Source organism: Roseovarius tolerans (assembly GCF_900109855.1).
Lineage (GTDB): Bacteria > Pseudomonadota > Alphaproteobacteria > Rhodobacterales > Rhodobacteraceae > Roseovarius > Roseovarius tolerans.
The window spans coordinates 1-19,946 of record NZ_FOBO01000025.1; the positions used below are offsets into that span (position 1 = coordinate 1).

Annotated in this window: 23 protein-coding genes and 1 pseudogene; 7 read left to right on the top strand and 17 right to left on the bottom strand. The window is 59.8% G+C overall.

Translation table 11 applies throughout. The features are described from left to right. Positions 1–220: 220 nt before the first annotated feature. Together BMX04_RS19520 and BMX04_RS17480 are read right to left on the bottom strand one after the other, a co-directional pair. Positions 221–397, bottom strand: coding sequence for a hypothetical protein (locus BMX04_RS19520; RefSeq protein ID WP_175477405.1), 177 nt, complete (start codon positions 395–397; stop codon positions 221–223). 88 nt (positions 398–485) lie between these two features. Continuing rightward, positions 486–1,700, bottom strand: a complete 1,215-nt coding sequence (locus BMX04_RS17480; RefSeq protein WP_074788158.1) for a helix-turn-helix transcriptional regulator — start codon at positions 1,698–1,700, stop codon at positions 486–488. Positions 1,701–1,880: 180 nt separating this feature from the next. Here BMX04_RS17480 and BMX04_RS17485 point away from each other — a divergent pair, with 180 nt between their 5' ends. Together BMX04_RS17485 and BMX04_RS17490 are read left to right on the top strand one after the other, a co-directional pair. Beyond that, on the top strand, positions 1,881–2,087 hold the full coding sequence (locus BMX04_RS17485) for a hypothetical protein (RefSeq protein WP_074788159.1): 207 nt from the start codon (positions 1,881–1,883) through the stop codon (positions 2,085–2,087). Positions 2,088–2,468: 381 nt separating this feature from the next. Next, complete coding sequence (locus BMX04_RS17490; RefSeq protein WP_074788160.1) at positions 2,469–2,930, top strand: hypothetical protein; 462 nt, start codon at positions 2,469–2,471, stop codon at positions 2,928–2,930. Between the two features lie 137 nt (positions 2,931–3,067). On the opposite strand, the gene BMX04_RS17495 is transcribed toward BMX04_RS17490, so the two are convergent. Further along, positions 3,068–3,499, bottom strand: coding sequence for a GFA family protein (locus tag BMX04_RS17495; protein WP_338101080.1), 432 nt, complete (start codon positions 3,497–3,499; stop codon positions 3,068–3,070). A 165-nt stretch (positions 3,500–3,664) separates the two neighbouring features. Here BMX04_RS17495 and BMX04_RS17500 point away from each other — a divergent pair. Then, positions 3,665–4,249: pseudogene (locus BMX04_RS17500) on the top strand (tyrosine-type recombinase/integrase). Here BMX04_RS17500 and BMX04_RS17505 read toward each other — a convergent pair. The 9 genes from BMX04_RS17505 to BMX04_RS17540 form a co-directional block, all read right to left on the bottom strand. After that, positions 4,161–4,493 (bottom strand): arsenate reductase family protein, encoded by a 333-nt coding sequence (locus BMX04_RS17505; RefSeq protein ID WP_074788161.1) that lies wholly within the window; start codon positions 4,491–4,493, stop codon positions 4,161–4,163. The pseudogene BMX04_RS17500 and the gene BMX04_RS17505 sit on opposite strands and share 89 nt — an antisense overlap. Positions 4,494–4,658: 165 nt before the next feature. Next, positions 4,659–5,006 (bottom strand): hypothetical protein, encoded by a 348-nt coding sequence (locus BMX04_RS19205; RefSeq protein WP_139194613.1) that lies wholly within the window; start codon positions 5,004–5,006, stop codon positions 4,659–4,661. A 41-nt stretch (positions 5,007–5,047) separates the two neighbouring features. Continuing rightward, positions 5,048–5,821: a methyltransferase domain-containing protein gene (locus BMX04_RS17510; RefSeq protein WP_175477406.1), complete on the bottom strand. Its 774-nt coding sequence runs from the start codon at positions 5,819–5,821 to the stop codon at positions 5,048–5,050. A gap of 48 nt (positions 5,822–5,869) precedes the next feature. Further along, positions 5,870–6,061 carry a hypothetical protein gene (locus BMX04_RS19210; RefSeq protein WP_139194614.1) on the bottom strand — a complete coding sequence of 64 codons (192 nt, stop codon included), beginning with the start codon at positions 6,059–6,061 and terminating at the stop codon, positions 5,870–5,872. Between the two features lie 42 nt (positions 6,062–6,103). Continuing rightward, positions 6,104–7,258, bottom strand: a complete 1,155-nt coding sequence (locus tag BMX04_RS17515; protein ID WP_074788163.1) for a glycine cleavage T C-terminal barrel domain-containing protein — start codon at positions 7,256–7,258, stop codon at positions 6,104–6,106. A gap of 188 nt (positions 7,259–7,446) precedes the next feature. Beyond that, positions 7,447–7,836, bottom strand: a complete 390-nt coding sequence (locus BMX04_RS17525; RefSeq protein ID WP_074788165.1) for a rhodanese-like domain-containing protein — start codon at positions 7,834–7,836, stop codon at positions 7,447–7,449. 39 nt (positions 7,837–7,875) lie between these two features. Next, positions 7,876–8,340 (bottom strand): CoA-binding protein, encoded by a 465-nt coding sequence (locus tag BMX04_RS17530; RefSeq protein ID WP_074788166.1) that lies wholly within the window; start codon positions 8,338–8,340, stop codon positions 7,876–7,878. 3 nt (positions 8,341–8,343) lie between these two features. Beyond that, positions 8,344–8,712: a 2Fe-2S iron-sulfur cluster-binding protein gene (locus BMX04_RS17535; RefSeq protein WP_074788167.1), complete on the bottom strand. Its 369-nt coding sequence runs from the start codon at positions 8,710–8,712 to the stop codon at positions 8,344–8,346. Then, positions 8,709–10,067, bottom strand: coding sequence for a selenium-binding family protein (locus BMX04_RS17540; protein WP_074788168.1), 1,359 nt, complete (start codon positions 10,065–10,067; stop codon positions 8,709–8,711). Before BMX04_RS17540 ends, BMX04_RS17535 begins: the two co-directional genes overlap by 4 nt. 69 nt (positions 10,068–10,136) lie before the next feature. On the opposite strand from BMX04_RS17540, the gene BMX04_RS17545 reads away from it, so the two are divergent. After that, positions 10,137–10,904 (top strand): IclR family transcriptional regulator, encoded by a 768-nt coding sequence (locus tag BMX04_RS17545; protein WP_074788169.1) that lies wholly within the window; start codon positions 10,137–10,139, stop codon positions 10,902–10,904. 345 nt (positions 10,905–11,249) lie between these two features. Here the strand turns inward: BMX04_RS17545 and BMX04_RS17550 are convergent, their stop codons facing one another. The 4 genes from BMX04_RS17550 to BMX04_RS17565 form a co-directional block, all read right to left on the bottom strand. Continuing rightward, the gene (locus BMX04_RS17550; protein WP_074788170.1) at positions 11,250–11,861 is read right to left on the bottom strand and encodes a transmembrane anchor protein; all 612 of its coding nucleotides are present in this window, start codon (positions 11,859–11,861) and stop codon (positions 11,250–11,252) included. A gap of 16 nt (positions 11,862–11,877) precedes the next feature. Beyond that, positions 11,878–12,594, bottom strand: a complete 717-nt coding sequence (locus BMX04_RS17555) for a HupE/UreJ family protein (protein WP_074788171.1) — start codon at positions 12,592–12,594, stop codon at positions 11,878–11,880. Positions 12,595–12,652: 58 nt separating this feature from the next. Beyond that, positions 12,653–13,006 (bottom strand): hypothetical protein, encoded by a 354-nt coding sequence (locus BMX04_RS17560; protein ID WP_074788172.1) that lies wholly within the window; start codon positions 13,004–13,006, stop codon positions 12,653–12,655. A 555-nt stretch (positions 13,007–13,561) separates the two neighbouring features. Then, the gene (locus tag BMX04_RS17565; protein ID WP_175477407.1) at positions 13,562–14,767 is read right to left on the bottom strand and encodes a permease; all 1,206 of its coding nucleotides are present in this window, start codon (positions 14,765–14,767) and stop codon (positions 13,562–13,564) included. A gap of 562 nt (positions 14,768–15,329) precedes the next feature. On the opposite strand from BMX04_RS17565, the gene BMX04_RS17570 reads away from it, so the two are divergent. From BMX04_RS17570 to BMX04_RS17580, 3 genes are read left to right on the top strand one after another with little or no spacing between them, the layout of a single operon-like run. After that, positions 15,330–15,929, top strand: a complete 600-nt coding sequence (locus BMX04_RS17570) for a c-type cytochrome (protein WP_074788174.1) — start codon at positions 15,330–15,332, stop codon at positions 15,927–15,929. 11 nt (positions 15,930–15,940) lie between these two features. After that, positions 15,941–16,837 carry a c-type cytochrome gene (locus BMX04_RS17575; RefSeq protein ID WP_420876414.1) on the top strand — a complete coding sequence of 299 codons (897 nt, stop codon included), beginning with the start codon at positions 15,941–15,943 and terminating at the stop codon, positions 16,835–16,837. A 37-nt stretch (positions 16,838–16,874) separates the two neighbouring features. Further along, positions 16,875–17,300: a c-type cytochrome gene (locus tag BMX04_RS17580; RefSeq protein ID WP_074788176.1), complete on the top strand. Its 426-nt coding sequence runs from the start codon at positions 16,875–16,877 to the stop codon at positions 17,298–17,300. A 63-nt stretch (positions 17,301–17,363) separates the two neighbouring features. Here the strand turns inward: BMX04_RS17580 and BMX04_RS17585 are convergent, their stop codons facing one another. After that, complete coding sequence (locus BMX04_RS17585) at positions 17,364–19,709, bottom strand: heavy metal translocating P-type ATPase (protein ID WP_083398232.1); 2,346 nt, start codon at positions 19,707–19,709, stop codon at positions 17,364–17,366. Positions 19,710–19,946: the final 237 nt, after the last annotated feature.

Consider the following 19,946-nt stretch of genomic DNA (forward strand, 5'->3'; position numbering starts at 1 on the left):
CGAGATGGCGGTGACATCGAAGAGGATGAACTTTCTCCGGACGACCGAAGAGTCATGCACTGACCAAAGTGCCGACCACGGCAGCTGTCCGGTTGTCCGGCACCCATCATTCACGGTCGCAACAGAAGCCTGAAGAGCGCTCAGCTTTCAATGACCGCTCTTGCCTCTACAAGCTCTTTATCGCACGCTTGCAGCGAATGACCAGTCTCCGCCGCTCGTGTCAAACAGGGTTGGGGGCACGAAGTGTCGCCGCCAGAGCGGACTGCTTGTCGTGTGTAAAAACATCAACCTCGGCTTCATTCGACAAAAAGTCTTGCGTCTGCACGTAAGCCGGAAACATCCGCTCCCTTTCGTGCCCATAAACCAGCGCGCCGATACCCGGATAAAGCTGCCCCATCCGGTCCAGAAACCGTTTCCATTGCGGGTCCTCAAGGGCCGACTCGTAGATCAGCCCGATTAGGCCACTCAGCTCTTCATGGCTGATTTCAACCTACATGGCGCCCGCCCCCTGTCAATTGCGGTGGCCCCACGCCCCCGTCAAACACCGCCCCCACCGTGCGAAACACCGACAGCGCCTCGCTCAGGTCCGCCACCGTGGTCACGCCGACCTTCTCACGCACCGCCTGGATCTGGTTGCGCACCGTCTTGAGCGCGCGCCCCGAGCCGTCGGCGATCTGCGCCGGGCTTTGACCGGCCAAGAGTGCAGCGCACACCTCCGCCTCGCGCGCGGTCAGCTCATAGACATCGCGCAAGAGCCCGAGGTTGATCGCGTCCCCGCCGCGCTGTCCAATGAAGACCGCGAACAGCCGCTCCTCCTGCAACAGATCGCGGTCGAGCGGGCTCACATCGCTCAGGCTGGGCCGGAACGGCGTGAAGCAGAGCGAGAGCGGGCCCCCCGCGCCCTCGATGCGCAGCCCGCCGGCCACCGGCTGCCCCTCCATCTCACGCAAGCGGGCGGCAAAGGCGCGGGCATCCCGCGCGTCCCGCATCGCGAGCCGACCGTCGCCCGCCACCCGCATCGGCACCTCGCGCGCCAGCAATCGCCGCCCGGCGGCATTGGCAAAGACGAACTCGGCCCGGCCCGTCACCACCACCATCGGCAGCACGATGGTGTCGAGAAACCCGCCCATCACGCTCAGCGCGTTGCGCGTTAGGGTCAGCGCCCGCGCCATCTTCAGCGCGCGCACCGCATGCGGCGCGAGCAGCTTAAGCGTCTCGAAGAGCGGATCATGCGTGGCCGCCTCCAATTCGGGATCGGCGGAGACCGAGAATACGATGAACGCCCCGCGATCACTGTGAGAATCAAGCTTGAGGGTCATGAAATGGCCCTGCCCTACAGGGGCCATCAGGGTGCGGTGAAAGTTCGAGCTGAAAAACACCTCGGGATCGGTCAGCTTGCGCGTGCGCGCGACAAAACCGTTTGGCATCGTCACGAGTGACGCCAGCGCATTCTCGTTCCGGCGATTGACCAAATCGCATTCGATGCCCGCGCGCTCGAACCTCTCATGCCGCACCCCGGTTCCCGTATAGGCGGGAAACAACCTGTTGCCCTGATGACCGAGAACCATGGCACTCGTCGCCGGAAAAAGCTGCGCCATCCTGTCCAGAAACCGTTTCCACTGCGGGTCCTCAAGGGCCGATTCGTAGATCAGCCCGATCAGGTCGCTCAGCTCTTCATGCGATATCTCGACAGGTTTCATCTCGAATACCCCTGGGGGAAATCACGCGGCGAAATCACAGGCCGTAGACTCATCTTAACCGCAAAAAATCCGATCGCCTTGGGTAAAGTTGCCCATGCGTCACTCGTCGCCCCGGCCTAACCTCAATGACACAAGATCACAGCGCGCCAAACAGGCCCGCACCATTGAAAGGACGATATCATGACCCGCCTTGCTTTGATCGCCACAGTCTTCGGCCTGACGCTTGCCTCCGGTGCCTCGGCGATGAATGTCACTCTCGATGTCCCGTCACTCTGGCCCGCCGAGGGCGCGTTCGAAACGAAGCGCAAGACACAGGCTACTGTCACGCGGACGCAGACAACGACCCGCCCCGCAGCGGCCCCTAAAGCCGTCCGTCAGGATCGCTAATGCATACTGTGCGCCTTCAGAAATCGGTCCCGTGCCGCCCTCGGCCTTCCGGCGCTCGACAACAACTGCAGAGTGATGCACCCGTTGAATGTCGCTTATGGATTGGATGGTCCGTCAATCATGCACGCGGTGGGAAACTTTACAAACTCCGCTCTCCGCGCACTGACCTTGGTGCTTGGTGCAGCATGGGGACGTTGAGCCTGAGCCGTGAATGGCAGCTTTCATGTCTTTGACAGAAGCCCTTGCAGGTGCAACGAACTCACACTTTTCGCCCTTGTGTACGTGAGGACGGTAACGACGCGAACGGCCCGTAATGCCGATCGTCATTTTTCATCCGACCGGACGAGACCAATCTCCCAAGTATCAAACGGGAGACACGACATGACTGCGACCATACAAAGCAACTTGATCGACGAAACACTGGCCGGTCCCTTCGGAGCCCTACCTCTCGCAGATTTTTTGCACAGGCACGGCAAGCGCTGGGAAGGCCGTGATCTGCCGCAAAACGTTAAAAAAAAGCCCAGCGGCCAGTGCTTTAGAAACGCTTGGGAATTGAGCCTTCGGCACGGGCTACCGTACTGTGAAGGCTACGGTTGGGACTGCAAGCTGGGCGCGCTCCCATTCTATCACGCCTGGAATCTCTGCCCCAAATCCGGACGCGTCATTGACGCAACGTGGGCTGTCAGCAAAGAAGCGCTCTATCTTGGCGTCGAACTAACATCAAAACAACTGATGCGGATCATCGACCTCACCGGCTGCTTCGAGGTCTTGCAAGGTGGCCGAAGCTCTGCCCTTGAGCTTGTCGAGCAGGTTCTTGATCAGAAGCCGGTATCGGTTGAATAAGCCGCCCTCGTGTCAAAATTAGCGCCGAAAGAGGCGGAAGCAGCAATGAAGGCTTTCCGCCCGTCGATCGGATCATCGCGAACGGGGCCTTGCTGCCATCAGACATCTGCTCACGGCTCTTGGGGACATTGGGCCCGTCAACCCTGAGCGTCATGTCGCAAGATCACTGACAAGTCGAAAACCCACGGAAGGGCCGATCCGCACCAGACCTGAACTTTTGGCGTCAATTCGGCCCGTTGTCGTATTGTGCCGATCCGCAAACCAAAAAATGCCGTGGGGTCGTCTTTTGTGCGGGCATGGATTCTGGTTCCGCAATCTGGGCAGAAGCTCAGGTGACGTATGCGTCCGCTCTCGGCTGTTTTCTCGTATTCTTCGAGTTTCCCGGTCATAAGTTGAAACTGGCCGTCAGTTACGCTCGCGACCACCCCATAGGCAGAGCCTGAGTTCACCTGGCAGTCAGAACAGTGACAGATTGCCACTCTATCGGGGTCGATTTCCGCCTCGAATGTGACCTTCCCACAAAGACAAACGCCATCGACTTTCATTTTGAACCTCGCAGGACAACGCATTGGACGAAGAGTCTACACCTTGCACCGATGCAAAAAACCAAGCAATCAAATTGGCCAATTTGGGCTCGAAGCCGACCTCGAATGCAACGCAGCATCATGTGATATCCTGTCTTGTCAACGTCGGGTTGTCGATGTGGGAGGGCGTGGTGGATCGGAGGATCCATCATGGAAACACCAAACCTACCTGCCATCCGCGCGCTTCGCCCTGCCTGGAACGAGGGCCGGATCGTCGGGCAGAAACGACCTCTAAAGCCCAAGCATGTTTGGGCCATCCGCGTTCGGCTTGAACTGGCCGGGAACCACCGCGACCTCGCGCTATTCAATCTGGCCATCGACAGCAAGCTTCGCGGTTGCGATCTCGTGAAGATGAAGGTGGTCGATGTCATGGCGTCAGGCCTAATCAAGGAGCGCGCGTCGGTTCTGCAAAGTAAGACCCAGAAACCCGTGCGCTTCGAAATTTCTGACGGCATCCGTGCATCGCTCGCCAGGTGGATGCGAGAGCCGCTGATGGTAGGATCGGAGTATCTTTGGCCCGGTCGTTTTCATGAACGGCTTCACATCTCAACGCGGCAGTAAGCGCGGATAGTTCGTGACTGGGTGACGTCCATTGGGCTGGAGGCGAGCGCATACGGCACGCATTCGATTCGGCGCACATGCGGCATCAGGAGCCTGCAAGCAAAGCCTGCCGAACAGTCTCATCCCAACCCAGAAAAAACTTGTCCCGGTCACGGATTACCGGGCGGGCCATGACCTTGGGTTGAGCCGCGATCTGCGCCTCTGCCTCCGAATTTTTCAGCCAGTCATTGAGCGCTCGGTAATCATTCGACTTGCGGTCCACGAGCCGATCCCCGAACTCTGCAATCAACTCAGCCAATTCAGCTTCGCTCAGTGGGTCGGCCCGGACATCGCGGAAATTGACGTCCTTGCCGTGTGACTCCAACGCCTTTCGGGCCTTTTGACAAACAGCGCAGGTGTTCAATCCATAGATCATCATGTTGCAATTCCCTCTGCCGATATTTTTGCAAGTGCATGCATCCACGCCGCCAGCGCAACCAATTAGATAGGTGTTGATGCAGCTCTGCTGGTTCTTCCGAATGATGAGCGACCCAAGCGATCTTTCCCCAGATGAGGCGTGACACAAGTGCGCGTGATGGGGTAGTCATGTGCTCATGAAAAAGTCCCCAAAGAAACCACAGATGATGCGCTTATTCAGGAATTCCTGAACAACGGCGGCAAGGTCAGCATCGGGAAAACCAAGCCTCTTCCACGCGAGTTGGGTTTGAGCAATAATTCCTGGAACAACAAATTGACCAAGGAAGAAAAAGCAGCGCGCGAGAAAAAGTGATCCTTTCAGCGGACACTGATTGTTCCCAAGTGATGCCCGCCGTTTCCAGCCCTCTGCTGCCTTTTGCCATGTTGCTTGCCGCTGCAGCGCAGCTTCACCGAACCGGCCATTCGCTGCTCCCGTGAGATAGACGCTTTGCCGGAGGTCAGCAGAGCGGGACAAAGCGATCTTGGATTTTGCGCGATCAAACGTTGGCTGTCGATTTAGGCAGGCTTGCCGATGGAAAAGCTAAATCGCCCGGTCGAGAAAAAGTGCTCCCCTCGAGCGTCTAAGGCAGCTTGTTCTTCGGCCCACGCTTGGAGTTCTTGTTCTGGCACCGTGTTCTGTCCTTTCACGTAAGCAACGATAAATGGAACCAGCCCTCCTCCATAGCAACCTTCATACCGGTCCACATTTACGATTGAGAAGTAGCTTACATCGTCAACAACTAACCCAGCCTTTCGGACGCGGGCGGCGAGTGTGCGCGGTAGCTTGCTGTCAGCGCAATGAGGCGCAAAAGCCTTAAGTACCTTTTCCATGCGATCTGGGTGTTCGCTATGCCAGCAGACGCCTTCCCAATCTGTAGCAAGGATTAACCCGCGACCGCCCGGCTTAAGCACACGTTGAGCCTCACTCAAAAACGCATCTAAATTAGGAACATATTCGGCGACCTGCGTGCTGACGACGACGTCAAAATAATCTTCCTCAAATGGGAGTGCGGTTGCATCCGCACATTGATAACTAAGCCATTTACACTCATTTCTTTGGCTTGCACGCTCCACCATCTGTTGGGAGATGTCTACGCCGACGACCTTCCCATTTGAGCCAGTTTGAGCGGCGATTTCGGCAGTGAGGAAACCAGGTCCGCTTCCGATATCCAAGACCCGTTCGCCCTTCTGGACGGCAATCCTTTGAAGAGTATCCTCGCGTTGCGAGATGATGTCCGATCCAAGATAAACCGCCTCCAGCCGCTCTGCCGCCGCATCGTCATACTCCATGCCCATCCTGTTAGCCCCGCATTTACTGCCTTTTAGGATAGCATCGTTTCATGTGACCACAAAACGTAGCGCTGAACGAACATTGGTGTCGCTACGCTGTTCTTCAGGCATTCGCGCAGTATGCAGCATTTCTGCACACTTGCGGACAAAGCGCCATTTCGCTGCGGCAGCGCCAATGACTGGATTTTTCAATACCGCCATGCACGCAATGATTTTTGCCTTCAGCGTGCGCGCATTCATACTTTACTGCATCTGCAAAGGGCGTAGGTGACACGATCAAGATCAACTTGCAGAGGCAAGTGACTTCTTCGGGTCGTGGAAAGGGATAGGCACAACGGTCCCGCCGCGTGTTTCGCCCAGCTTGTCTACCGTCAGCTCCGTGCCGAGCGCTGCATGTTCGACACTCAGCATTGCGAGCGCGATATTTTTTGCCAGCCGCGGAGAATAGACCGCCGAGGTCACCGTGCCGACCTGTGTACCATCCTTCATGACCGGCCAGAAGAAATCATTCGTGCCGACGAAAGGAACCCCTTCGATTTCCAGCCCAACGATCCGTTGTCTCACACCCTTTTCCTTGATCTTGATCAGAGCGTCCTTGCCGACGAAATCGGCCTCCATGTCAAGATTGACCAGACGGTCCATACCCAGCTCATAAGGATTGTTCGCAAGGGTCATATCAGCATGATACGACAGCATTGCCGCCTCGATCCGGCGAATGCCCGAGGTGTGGCCCGGTCTAAGGCCCATGGAATAGCCTTTGTCCAGAATGTATTCCCAAAGCCGACCACCCGCGGACCCGTCGCGCAGGTAGATTTCGTAGCCCAGTTCACTGGTCCAGCCGGTGCGCGAAATGATGAGCGGAACACCATTCCAGTCGTACTCCATGAACCGGAAGTATTTCAGCTCGGTCGCGGCGTTGCCAAAGCACGCACGCAGGATGTCGCGGGACTTTGGGCCCTGAAGCTGAAGCGGCGAGACGTCGGGCTCGGATAGATGAACATCCATTCCGGCATTCACGGCCACGCCGCGCGCCCAGAGGAGGACATCACTGTCCGCGATGGAGAGCCAGAAACGGTCCTCGGCCAGCTTGAGCAAGATCGGGTCATTGATGATCCCGCCGTCCTGATCCGTGATCAGCACGTATTTGCATTGACCGACTTCGCATTTGGACAGATCGCGCGAGCATAGATACTGAGTGAATTTCGCCGCATCCGGCCCAGTGATTTCGACCTGCCGCTCTACCGACACATCCGCCAAGGTTGCGTGATGAATCAGGTTCCAGAAGTTCTGCTCCGGATTGCCGAAATCGCGCGGGATGTACATGTGGTTGTAGACCGAAAAGCCCTTGGCACCCCAACGCAGAGCCGCGTCGGAATAGGGGGATTTCCGGACTTGAGTGCCGAAGCTGAAGTGGGCGAATTCGAGTTCGTGAGCCATGATGCATATCCATTCAGGAATAAGGGGTTAGCCCGGCTGGCGGACCAGATCGCGGAGTTCGTTCTTTCTGGTCTGTCCGTTGATGGTCTTTGCCAGATCACCAAAGATCACGTTCTTCGTGCGCATGTCCCGGGCCAGGCGCGCCTTGGCATGGGCACGCAATTCCTCTCCGGGGTGCCGACCATGATCTACTCCAAGGTTCCGCCGGCTTTTTTCCACGCGCTGACACCGCCGGACATGTTCACAACCGGTGAGAGGCCCATCTCCATGGCCACCAGCGCTGCTATGGCCGAGCGTCCGCCGGACGCGCAGTAAAAGACATAGGTCTTGGCCTGATTGAATTCGGGTTTGTGCGCGGGGCTTTCGGGATCGATATGAAACTCCATCATGCCGCGCGACGAGGCCACGGCACCGGGGATCACGCCGGTCTTGGCCTGCTCAATGCCATCGCGCAGGTCGACAAAAACGTGATCTGGCGAACCCGACAGCGCCAAAGCCTCCTCCGCACTGATTGCGGGCACGCGCTCCATAGCGTCCTTCACGATATCCTTGGCGCTTTTGGTGATCGTCTGAGTCATGTTTGGTGTCCTTGTCCGAACGGCGTCAGGCCGCCCTTTTCAGATCGCAAGATCGAGCCGGGGCTTCCAGAACGGGCGGAATAATTCGATCTTGGGGCAGCGGTTCATCACCACCTTTAGGCCCGCGTCCTCAGCCAACTTGGCAGCGGCATCGTCGTAAACGTCGATTTGCCCCCAAATCACCTTGGCCCCGATGGCAATCGCCTGTTCGGTGATGGCATAGAGTTCTTCCTTGGGGCGAAAGACCTCGACCATGTCAACTGGGCGGTCGATCTCTTCGAGCGAATGAACCACCGGAATCCCGCGAATTTCCGTCAGCTGCGGGTTCGGGTTCACCGGGATCATATCATATCCGGTCTCGTGCAGCACGCGCAGCACCCCATAGCTGAATTTGGTCTTGTCAGCGCTGGCCCCGACCATCGCGATGGTCTTCACCGACTTGAGGATATCGGCCAGGTATTTGGGGTCATAATCGTAAAGGTCATCCAGCGCTTGGGCGGGCATGGCTTAGGCCTCCTTGGGGGTCGCGATATCCGCCTTGAGCTCATGAGGCTCCAGCGGATCGAGAAACGGGTTGCGGTAGAGTTTGTCGTGGCTTTCAACGCCGATCTCGAGCGTGATGTCGGTGACGGCGCGTGCGACGCAGAGCAGGACATAACCGTTGTTGATCTGACGGTTGTTCAGTGCCACCTGACGGCGCTGATCCACATCGCCCGCGGTCAGCTTGGCCGCACAGGTGATGCAGCCTCCGTACTTGCAGCCATAGGGCAGATCAACGTCCTGTTCGCGCAGGGTATCGAGCAGCGGGCGACGCGCGTCGACCTGATAGGTCGCACCGCCCCTGTTGGAGATGGTTATTGTGCGGGTCTCGGTCACAGCCAGATATCGCTGGTGCAATCGCCACCGGGGTAGCGGGTTTCGTGGCAGCGGCTGGGGCCATTCGGCTCCTGACCGAAATCGACAATGAAGTCAGGGTTGATCTTCATACCGCCGTTTTCCACGTCGCAATCGATCATCAGCATGACACCGCCCTGCGTGCGGATCTCGGGGTAGAATTGATTATCCCATGTCGAGAACAGCGATGTCGTGACATAGAGCCGCTTGCCATCGAGCGAGAGCTGATACATCTGGGGTCCGCCCGCGACTTTGACGCCGTTGACCTCGGGTGCCTTACCCAGCAGACCGCCCATCCAGACCTGCCCGGTCAGCACCGGGTTGTGCGGGTCGGAGATATCGTACTGACGCATATCTCCGTGGAGCCAGTTGTTCAGATACAGGTACTTGTCGTCCATCGACACGAGGATTGCGCTCATCACGCCCGGAACCGGAATGGGCCATTCCGGGTGCGGCTCGTTCTCGACGTCGATGATCTTTTCCCACTCCCACTTGCCAGCCTCGGACTTCCAGAAGTGGATCACATTGGCCGACAGGGCAGCCCCACAAAAGCCGTGGCTGCTTTCAGGATCATGGTGGAATTTGACTTCAAGCGGGATCAGGCCGTCCTCGCCCAGATACATCGTTTCGACCGGTTTGCGTGCTTCGAAATCCCAGATATGCAGGCGTCGGCCATATTTCAGGTGTCCGACTTCCTCCAGATCGAACCCCGGCATAAACGTGTTCGGCGCCGCCCATTCCGAGGATACCATCACATTATGGCGCGGCTGATACCAGAAGTCGTAGGAAAACGGGATGTCGCCCATCGTCTCTTCCCAGCGGCCCTGAATTTCGAACTCTTTGTTGAGATGCAGATAGCCGCCGGGTGCCTCGCCCTGCGCGTCCCCGAGGAAGGAAATGATGATCTCGGACCCGAGGCAATGCACCGTATGCGGGCCGCTGAGATTGGTCTTCGACTTAATCTCGGCCCCGTCGATCACCTTGTGCAACCGCGGTGCGCGGGGATCGGTGGCCGTGTCAATGACGTGGATGTTGTTGGACCGCACGCCGGGCACCAGCAGGTACTTGCGCGACATGCCCGAATCGTCATGGCAGGAGGAACAGGCGTTCCAGCCCATGTGGTGCAACTCATCCCCGATACCCGGCATCTCGAGGCGGTGAATGACCTGACTGTAGGTCGGGCTGTCAGGGTCTGCATCGACCGTCGCGAGGTAGTCCGGTTTCTGAATGCCGGTCCCCGTATAGATAGCGATCGTATAAAGCAGTTTTTCGCGTGGGGCCTTGATAGCCTCGGCCGGGCTTGCATAGCCCGGGCCGCAACATGCGCCGTCCATCATCACACTCCTCCCTTGCGATCATAGCTTCTTTCTCGTAGATCGAGAATCAGATTCTCGCAAGGTAAAAACATGCATCTTGAACGACTCATTTGGATCCTCGAAATCGTCGGCCAGAAGGGCGAGGCAACCGTGGCCGAGATTTGTACCCATTCAGACCTGCCCAAGCCGACCGGCTACCGATTGGTGCAGGATCTTGTTGGCGTTGGCTTGCTGGAGCCTGTCGCACGCGGACGGTTCACGATCGGCCCACGCCTTAAGCAAATAACATACAGCAATCAATCCGACCGTGCCTTGCTGGAAGTGATTGCGCCCACACTGAAACAGGCCGCCACGCGATATGGAGCTGCGTTTTTCCTGTCGCGCTTGCGTGGTAAGTCGGTCGAAATCATTCACGTCGAGACGCCTGACACCGGTGTGTCGTTTCTTCATCCGGGGTTGGGAAAACGCCCACTCCATGCGTGTTCCTGCTCGAAGGCGCTTGCCGCCTTTTCGCCAGATCTGTTCTCGACCGGCGAAATGGAAGGCCGGTTGCGCGCCTACACCGAATTCACCCTGACAAATGTGCATGATCTTCAAGCGGAGTTCGAAACCATCCGCCAACGCGGTTTTGCCGAATGCGTCGAAGAGATCGAACGCGGCATGTGTTCGGTCGCGGCCCCGCTTTCACCAAGTGGCCCAGGTGCTGCGTTGTCGATTGGTGCGACAGGATCGGTCCGCGTGTTCACGCCCGCGCTTCGCGAAAACCTTGGCCCTCAGATCATCCAGATCGGGCATGAAATATCGACAATACTCGACTGGGATAACGAACAAGATACCACGACAAGAAGAAGGTCCTGACGTCCGCTCTTGAGCCTCTCCTATGCACCATATCAAGAAGAATGCTCCGCAATGTCTTGAAATACATCAAGAAGACATGGGACTCAGTCATCGATCCACGTAGGGACATCTCCTTCCACGATCTGGCAGGCATCGGCGTGCACCGCTTGAGGGGCGTCAATAACGGCCCGGAGCCGACCTCTGCAGTCAGTTGCGACGCTGCAACGCAGCTTCACCAAACCGGTCATTCATGCATAGCGCAGCATTTTTGAGGTCCGAGTGGCCACAATGTGGGCCCGGGCTTTCACCGGACCAATATTGGCTTGGTCCGGCGCACGCTGCGTTCGGCGTGCGCCGGGCATTTGCTTACTCGTCCCGGACGATGGCGCTATAGTCGCCGCGCAGTTGAAGCGTCACTGTGACCGCCTCGTCGTCGCGATTTCGCCAGAACCAGCCGTGGTTCCCGGAGAAAGGCGTCTCGAAGCTCCCTTCGCCCGAGGTTTTGCCGCGCCCTTTTTCATAGGTCACGTCCTGCCCGTCCGCATGGGCATGAAGGTCGAAATTGATCCGACCCCCTTCAGAGCTCCATGCGTAGAACAGGCTCGCGCCTTCCTCCATCGTCGCCTTGATCTCGGTGTATTCGCCCGGCGCGAGGGTAAAGGTGATCTGATCCTGCCATGCCTCCTGAGCATGGGCCGTCCCGACGAAGAGACCAAGAATGTCGTTCACAAGCGAAGAGGTTTCATCGCCGTGTGTCTCCGCGTCCGCGGCGGCCTCTGCGGCGAGCTGCTGCTTGATTTCTCCCATCTCTGTCAGCCCGAGAAGGCTGCCGACCCCGGTGGGGTCTTTCCCCAGTTCGGCGGGCATGTAGACCATGACGCCGATTGCGAGCGCCCCGATACAGGCTATGATCGACGAACGGCGAAGCTGTGCATTGGTCGGCAGATCTTCGAGCTTGGGTTTGGGTGCGTTGTGCATGAGGTTTCTTCTTTTCTTATGTGCTGGCGATGTATCCGGCGATCTGCTGGTAGGTCAGCAGCACGCCCAGACCAGCCATGATGATATTCGCGTAGGTGCCCTGACGCATGAAATTGGGGCTGCGCCGCCAATAGCCCATGACGATCAGGATCACGAAAAGCGCGAGAAGCTGGCCCAGCTCGACGCCCACGTTGAACGACAGAAGGTTGGCCAGAAGCCCATCCTCGGCAATCTGGTACTCGAGGATCTTCGAGGCGAGACCGGTGCCATGGAAGAGGCCGAAGATCAGCGTCGCCGCCATGGTGTTTGGCTGGAATCCCAGCCACTTCTGGAACGCACCGAGGTTGTCGAGCGCCTTGTAGACCACCGACAGCCCGATGATGGCGTCTATGATATAGGCGTTTATGCCCCATCCGAACCATACGCCGAGAAGCATGGTGACGGAATGGCCAAGAGCGAACAGGCTGACGTAAATCGCCACGTCCTTCATGTGATACAGGAAGAAGACGACGCCCAGAAGAAACAGGATATGGTCATATCCCGTGATCATGTGTTTGGCCCCCAGGTAGATGAAGGGGATGACGTGTACCCCCCAGATCTCCTGGATATAGCCCGCGTCACCGGGCGTGACGTCATGGGCCAAGGCTGTGCTGGGGATCAGCACCAGTGTGAAAAGGGCAAGAAGTGCCAGCGGCACGAGTGCGCCCCTGCTGCCCCTTGAGAGAGTTTTCATGGAGAGACTCCGCTTTTCTTTGAAATGATCGGTGATGCGCAGATTTGCGCAGGACCGATCAAGCGCGCGGAGGCCGGTCTATGCGGAACTTTCGGGACGGTCCGGTCTGCGACACGGAAGGACGCCAGACCTTGTTCGTGTCGGGCGCTGTATCGGCGTTCCTGCCTGCCAGCAAGAAAGCCGGGTTGTGGTCGTGATCGGCCGTGTCGTGACTATGTCCGTGCATGGCCCAATACAGGTCTTCCTCGACCTCATGCGAATGGCCGTGGTCCTCAACCATTTCCAGGTGATCCTGGATCGTCTCGAAAACTGCGGGTGCATGTGTGAAAGATGGCACGGCAGACCAGACCACGAGTGCCAGGCACATCAGTGCTGCCAAGACGCTTTTGAAGCTTTCCGGCATGATTAGCATGTGTCGTACCTGCTCGAAGCCGCCGTTTTCCGACCTTTTCTCTTAAATACCGTCGATCAAAGGCGGCAACAAGCCGTCTTCTGCGAACGGCCGTCATCTGCCGAGAAGCAGCGGGCGATATTAAAGCAAGCGTCGGCATCATGCAGTGAGAGGTCACTGCCAGCCTCGGATGCAGCGCAGCATTCCCGTGGTATGATGGATTGTCAACGTCGGGTTGTCGTTGTGGGAGGGCGTGGCGGATCGGAGGATCAGCCATGGAAACACCAAACTTACCTGCCATTCGCACGCTTCAGATACCTCGGCGTCGAGCTTGAGGATGCTCTTACGATTGCAGAGGCCATTGAAATTTAGGGAGTCGGGCCGTCTTCATGTACGGCCCTTGGCAAGCGCTCATGTACTTCCCGGCGAATGTCGGCTTCAGGCCCATTCACGCGGCGTCGCCGCGGGGCATGCCGGCGGGCGACACCTTGGTGCATGCTTTGGAAGAACCATGGTTGGTCTTGTGTTTAGAATAAGGTCAAAGCGGACTACTCAACGGTGCCGCCGAGGGCAAAGTCAGGTGAGTACGTATATCGCCACGCCGACCGCCAGCCAGCCAAAGGCCGCGAGCGCCAGCCAGTAGAGCGCCGTGTCGAGGACACCGCCGTGATCGTGGTCGTGGTGATGCCCATGCCCGTCAGAGCCTTGCCAAACCAGCCAGCCGAAGACCGCCGAGAGAAACAGGAAGGCAAGGTTCATCCAGAACGTATAGTCGATTTCGAACCGCTCGATCGGGTCGATCAGCCCCTTCGAGGCGCTTTGCGGATCAAGACCCAGAAGCGCGAACCCGTAATGCACGATTAGTGCCGTGATTACGAGTGCGCCGAGGAAGAGCGCAGCGATGTAAAGCGCCATCTTCCATCCGTAGAACTGCGCGTGCACCCGGATCACCGGAAACACCACCAGGTCGGAAAAGATGAATGCCATAATGCCCGCCACGCTCACGCCATTGGTAAAGAGCAGCCCGGCCAGGGGGATGTTGCCCATTGAGCCGATAAAGGTGAAGAACGCCGCGACGGGCCCAATGAGCGTGTGCGAGATCACTTCGCCAAAGCTGCGCGCGCCCTCCTCGCCGGTGCCGGGGAAGAGCCAGGTGAAGAACTCGGCCGGCACGAAGGCCGCGATGATGCCCGCAACGGTGAAGCCTACGGTCACGTCCTTCCACACCATCTGCCATTCCATGAGATAGGCCATGCCCAGCTTGCGCCAGAGAGACGGCTTTTCGATCAGGTCCTTGGGGTCCTCGGGGTCGTCCTCTTCGCCCGCCTCCAGTGAACTGCGCACGTTCTCAATGAGCTTTTGCGGCCGGTAGAGCGTCACCAGCGCCCACATCACGGCGATGAGGATGAGGCCGCCCACGTACTCGGCGACCACGAAGTGCCAGCTGAGAAAGACCGAGATTACGATGCCGAGCTCGATCACGAGGTTGGTGGACGCCAGCAGAAAGGCCATCGACGGCACGAACCCCGCTCCCTTGGCGAAAAGCGCACGGGTAGAGGCCAAGGCGGAAAAGCTGCAAGAGGAAGACACGAACCCGAAAAAGCTGGCCAACGACAGGGACTTGACATTCCCTCCGCCCATCGCCTGCTGCATCTGGTCCCGGCTGACGAAAAGCTGGATCGCCGCGCTGATGAGATAGCCCAGGCCAAAGGCCCAGAAGGCCACCCAGAAGAAGCCGAGTGTGGTCAGGGCCGCGTCGGCCCAGGTTTGAATGAATTCCATAGTCACCCCTCCACCATTACGTTGCTAACGCGAGCCCGTCGCGGGGTGTTCCTTCTGGTGACCAGCACGCATCTTGCGAAGTTGCGACTTTGGCATCTGCATGCAGAGCCCAGCCTTGTCAGCCGTTTTGCCCTCCTCTTGACAAGACCACCGCCGCATACGCATGGTCTGCAGCATGATATCTACTGCATGTCGAATGGTCGGACTGGTCACATTTTTGTCGGTTGCCTTCGTTGTTGTTCTCGCAGCGATGAGCGCGCCTGCGTCAGCGCATGTAGCGCATTCGCATGATGTCTCGGCCCCCGTGCAGGAACTTGCCGGGGGCGGTGATCTGCGCCACGTCGACACATGCTGTCACAAGGCTGGCACCTGTATCGTGCAATTTTTGCAGTTTGGTCCGGCCAATTTTTCTTCGGATGCCGCAATGAGCCTTGCGCAGCGGAGCTACAGTGCTGAGCGGTATGCTTCCGTGGCTCACACAGCAGACCCGCCCCCGCCGCGACTTTGACCGATGGACACCCGCCCTCCGGGGCAAATTCTGTCGGATCAAGGGAAATCAGGAATGACATTCAAACAACTGGTACTTGGCGGGGCCGCCATCGCGAGCCTTTCCGTAACGGCTTTCGCGCATTCGGGCGCCACCGGCCTCGTCAAGGAGCGCATGGACGCGATGAAAACGATGGGCGACGCCGTCAAACGGATCAAACCGATGATGTCGGGCGAGGCCGCCTATGACGAAGCCGCCGTGCGCGAGGCCGCGCAGGCCATTGCCGAAGAGGCAGGTACGGCGATGACGAAAAAGTTCCCAGAGGGATCGACCGATCACCCGTCAGAGGTGCTGCCGCGCACCTGGGACGAGTGGGAGCGGTTCACGGGATTGGCCGAACAGCTCGAAGTGGCCGCGAACGGGCTGGCCCGGGCCGCTGGGAACGGAAGGCATGGCGACGGCCACATGATGGGCGATCAATCGGGCATGATGGGTCAAGACATGATGAGCGGCCAGTCAGTCATGATGGGCGGCGGCATGATGATGGGCAACGGTGAGTTCCCAGAGCACATGACCGCAAGCCAGATTGGCCAGATGCCGGCCGACGGGGCCTTCATGATGCTGACGCAGACCTGCTCGGCCTGCCATGACCATTACCGCAAGGACGACGACTGATCATGCGACCGGTGTTTACTGGACTCCTGGCCATCGTTGCGGTGGCCGGGCTGAGCGGTGTGTCCCTCGCCGTCTGGCCTATCGGCGAACCGCCCAGGCTGGCGGAGCTTGAAGGCGACGCGCAGCGGGGCGGCTACCTGGCGCGCGCCGGGGGCTGCATTGCCTGCCATTCGGACCCGGACTCGAGCCGGCCCGCGCTGACCGGCGGGGCGCCGATCAAGACCGGGTTCGGCAGCTTCGTGCCGCCGAACCTGACCCCGCACGAGACATCTGGCATCGGCGCGTGGTCGATCGATGACTTCGCCCGTGCCGTACGGCAGGGCGTGGCGCCTGATGGCGTGCCCTACTATCCCGCCTTTCCCTATGCGTTTTATGGCCACCTCAGTGATCAGGACATCGCCGACATGTGGGCGGCGTTCAAGGGTGTCGCGGCGCAGGAGGTGACGGGCGGGGAGAGCGAGATCGCCTTTCCCTTCAACCTGCGCTTCGGGCTGAAGCTCTGGCGCGCGGCCTATGCCAAGGGACCACCGACCGACGCCGATCCCGAACGGTCGGAGGCGTGGAACCGGGGCCGCTGGTTGGTCAATGGCGTCGCGCATTGCGGGGCCTGTCATACAGACCGCAACCTCTTGGGCGGGCGCCGCGCGAGCCAGTCCCTCGCCGGAAGCGATGACCTGCCAGGGGGCGGCAAGGTGCCGGCGATCAGGCCCAGGGATTTGGCGCAAGCGGGCTGGATGGTGTCTTCCCTGGCCTATGGGCTGAAATCCGGGGTCATGCCGGATGGCGACACCTTCGGCAGCGGCATGGGCGAGGTCGTGCGGCACGGCACGGCGTGGCTCAGCGAAGACGACCGCCGCGCGATGGCCGCCTTCCTTCTGGGCAAAGACGAGACCGGCGATGGGGGCTGATCCCCGTCCCGGCGCAAAAAAACACTTGGAGAGACCAATGAACAAGACGCTGATGATCGGCGTTCTCGCCGCCGCACTTGCCGGCGTTGCCTATTACGCCACCCAGACCGGCGAGAGCGGCCCGGGCGCGCCCGCGCATGGCGCGGCGATGGTCGAGGTCACGCTGCCCCAAGAGCTATCGCAGACCGCACAAATGGGAAAGAAGGCCTTCAACGCCGTCTGTGCCGACTGCCACGGACAGAACGCGGCGGGAAAGATGGGCAATGGACCACCGCTCATTCACAAGATCTACGAACCCTCGCATCACGGCGACATGGCCTTTCACATGGCCGTGCAGAACGGAGTGCGCGCGCATCACTGGCGCTTTGGAAATATGCCCGCGCAAAAGGGGCTCACGCGCGCCGACGTGGAGGGCATCATCGCCTATGTGCGCGAAGTCCAACAGGTCAACGAGATCAACTGAAGCCGCCCGCTCTCAAGACCCAGGCCTGCCGCAGACGACTGCGGCAGGCATTTTGGGAATCCCTCACAGCTTCACGCCACGCAGCCGGAGCGCGTTGCCTATCACCGAGACGGACGAGAGCGACATCGCCGCCGCCGCGATCATCGGCGACAGCAGCAGGCCGAAGACCGGGTAAAGGATGCCTGCCGCGACCGGAACGCCCGCCGCGTTGTAGACGAAGGCGAAGAACAGGTTCTGCTTGATGTTGCGCAGGGTTGCGAGGGCGAGCTTGCGGGCGCGAACAATGCCGGTCAGATCGCCCGACAACAGCGTAATGCCGGCGCTTTCCACCGCCACATCCGCGCCGCTGCCCATAGCGATGCCGACATCCGCCGCGGCAAGTGCCGGGGCGTCGTTGACCCCGTCGCCGGCCATGGCCACGCGCGCGCCCTTGTCGTGCAGCTCGTCCACCAGCGCCTTCTTGTCCTCCGGCAGGACCCCGGCGCGCACGTCGTCGATACCCAGCTTGGCGGCCACCGCCTCGGCGGTGCGCTGGTTGTCGCCAGTGGCCATGATGACCCGCAGCCCTTGAGCGTGCAGATCGCGGATCGCGCCTTCGGTCGTATCCTTGATCGGGTCGGCGACGGCGACGATCCCGGCGAGCTTGCCGCCAATGGCTATGAACATCGCGGTTTTGCCCTCCGTGCGCAGCGCATCCGCTGTGTCCTCTGCCTTGCGCGTGTCTATGCCAAGGCTCTCCATCATCGCCGGGTTGCCGAGCGCGACGTCCTCGTCATCGACGCGACCCTTCACGCCCTTGCCCGTCACCGCCTCGAAATCCGAGGCGCGCGCGGGTATCTGGCCCCGGTCACGCGCGCCGCTGACGATGGCATCGGCCAACGGGTGCTCGGACCCCATTTCCAACGCGGCGGCGACGGCGAGCACATCGTTCTCGTCCCGATCCGAAAGGGATACAACGTCGGTCAGGCGCGGGCGGCCCTCGGTCAGCGTGCCGGTCTTGTCAACGATCAGCGTGTCGACCTTGGCCATGCGTTCCAGCGCCTCGGCGTCCTTGATGAGAACGCCCGCCTGCGCGCCCCGTCCGGCGGCGGTGGTGATCGAGATCGGCGTCGCGAGACCAAGCGCACAAGGGCAGGCGATGATGAGCACCGAGACGGAAGAGACGATGGCGAAGGCCAGCGCGGGGGCGGGCCCGACGCTCAGCCAGGTGACGAAGGCGATCACGGCCACCGCCACGACCGCGGGCACGAAGATCTCCGACACCTTGTCGGCCAGCCCCTGGATCGGCGCCTTGGATCGCCGCGCACCTGCGACCATGTCGACGATCTGCGCGAGCACGGTATCGGCGCCCACCTGCGTGGCCCGGATCGCGAGGGTTCCATTCTTGTTGATCGTGCCGCCAGTGACATGATCGCCCTCGGTCTTCTCGATCGGGACAGGCTCGCCTGTGATCATGCTTTCATCGACCGAGGAGTGCCCCTCGATCACTTCCGCATCGACCGGCACGCTGTCACCGGGACGCACGCGAAGCATGTCGCCCTCGACCACATTTTCCAGCGGCGCGTCGTATTCCGAGCCATCCGGCAGGATGCGCCGGGCGGTCTTGGGCGCAAGATCCATCAGCGCGCGGATGGCATCACCGGTGCGCTCACGGGCGCGCAGCTCCAGCACTTGCCCCACGAAGATCAGCGTGACGATGACCACGGCTGCCTCGTAATAGGTGCCGACACCTTCGCCTATGCGGTAATCCTCCGGGAAGACACCAGGCGCGAAGGTAGCGAAGAGCGAGTAGATGTAAGCCGCGCCCACGCCGAGAGAGATCAGTGTCCACATGTTAGGCGAGAGATTGCGGATCGAGTCGATCCCGCGCTTGAAGAAGGGCAGCGCGGCCCAGAAGATGATCGGCGTGGCCAGCACGAACTCGATGTAGACCGATAGCTGATGACCCAGCCAACCCCGCAGATTCAGGCCGACCATCTCGCCCATCGTCAGGACAATGAGGGGCGCCGCCGCCGCCGCGCTGACCCAGAGGCGGCGGGTGAAGTCGGTCAGTTCCTCGCTGGGCTCGTCGCTCGGTACCATCGGCTCCAGCGCCATGCCGCAGATCGGGCAGGCACCGGGCTCGTCCCGGATGATCTCGGGATGCATCGGGCAGGTCCATTGCGTGTCATGTGCCACATTACCCTTGGCCATTTCGGCGTTGCCAGAGACATAGAAATATGGATCGTTGCGAAACTTTTCCTGGCAGCCGTCAGAGCAGAAATGAAAACTCTGCCCGTCATAGGTCTCGGTACGGGTTTTCTCGGTGACCTCCACCGTCATGCCACAAACCGGATCGGTCGCCGTCTTCGCGCCTGTGGGCATGTCGCCATCGCGGCCGCGGTGCTGGTTATCAGGGTCGTGCTGCATCTCCCCGGTCATCGTGCGCTCCTTTCATTGCGCTCACAACATAGGGATTCCAGTCACTGGAGCGTCAAGGCCTTGCCCGGTGTCTTGTGTGACAAGCTCGGAAATACACTCTTGTCACGTCGCAAGCCCTTGTATTCATTTCGAAACGGGCCGGAGGCCACCCGCAGCGTTCACGAACGTTTGGAGCGGTTTCCCGCACTCCCACGACAGTTTGGCTGGACAGCCCCGAAAACTTGG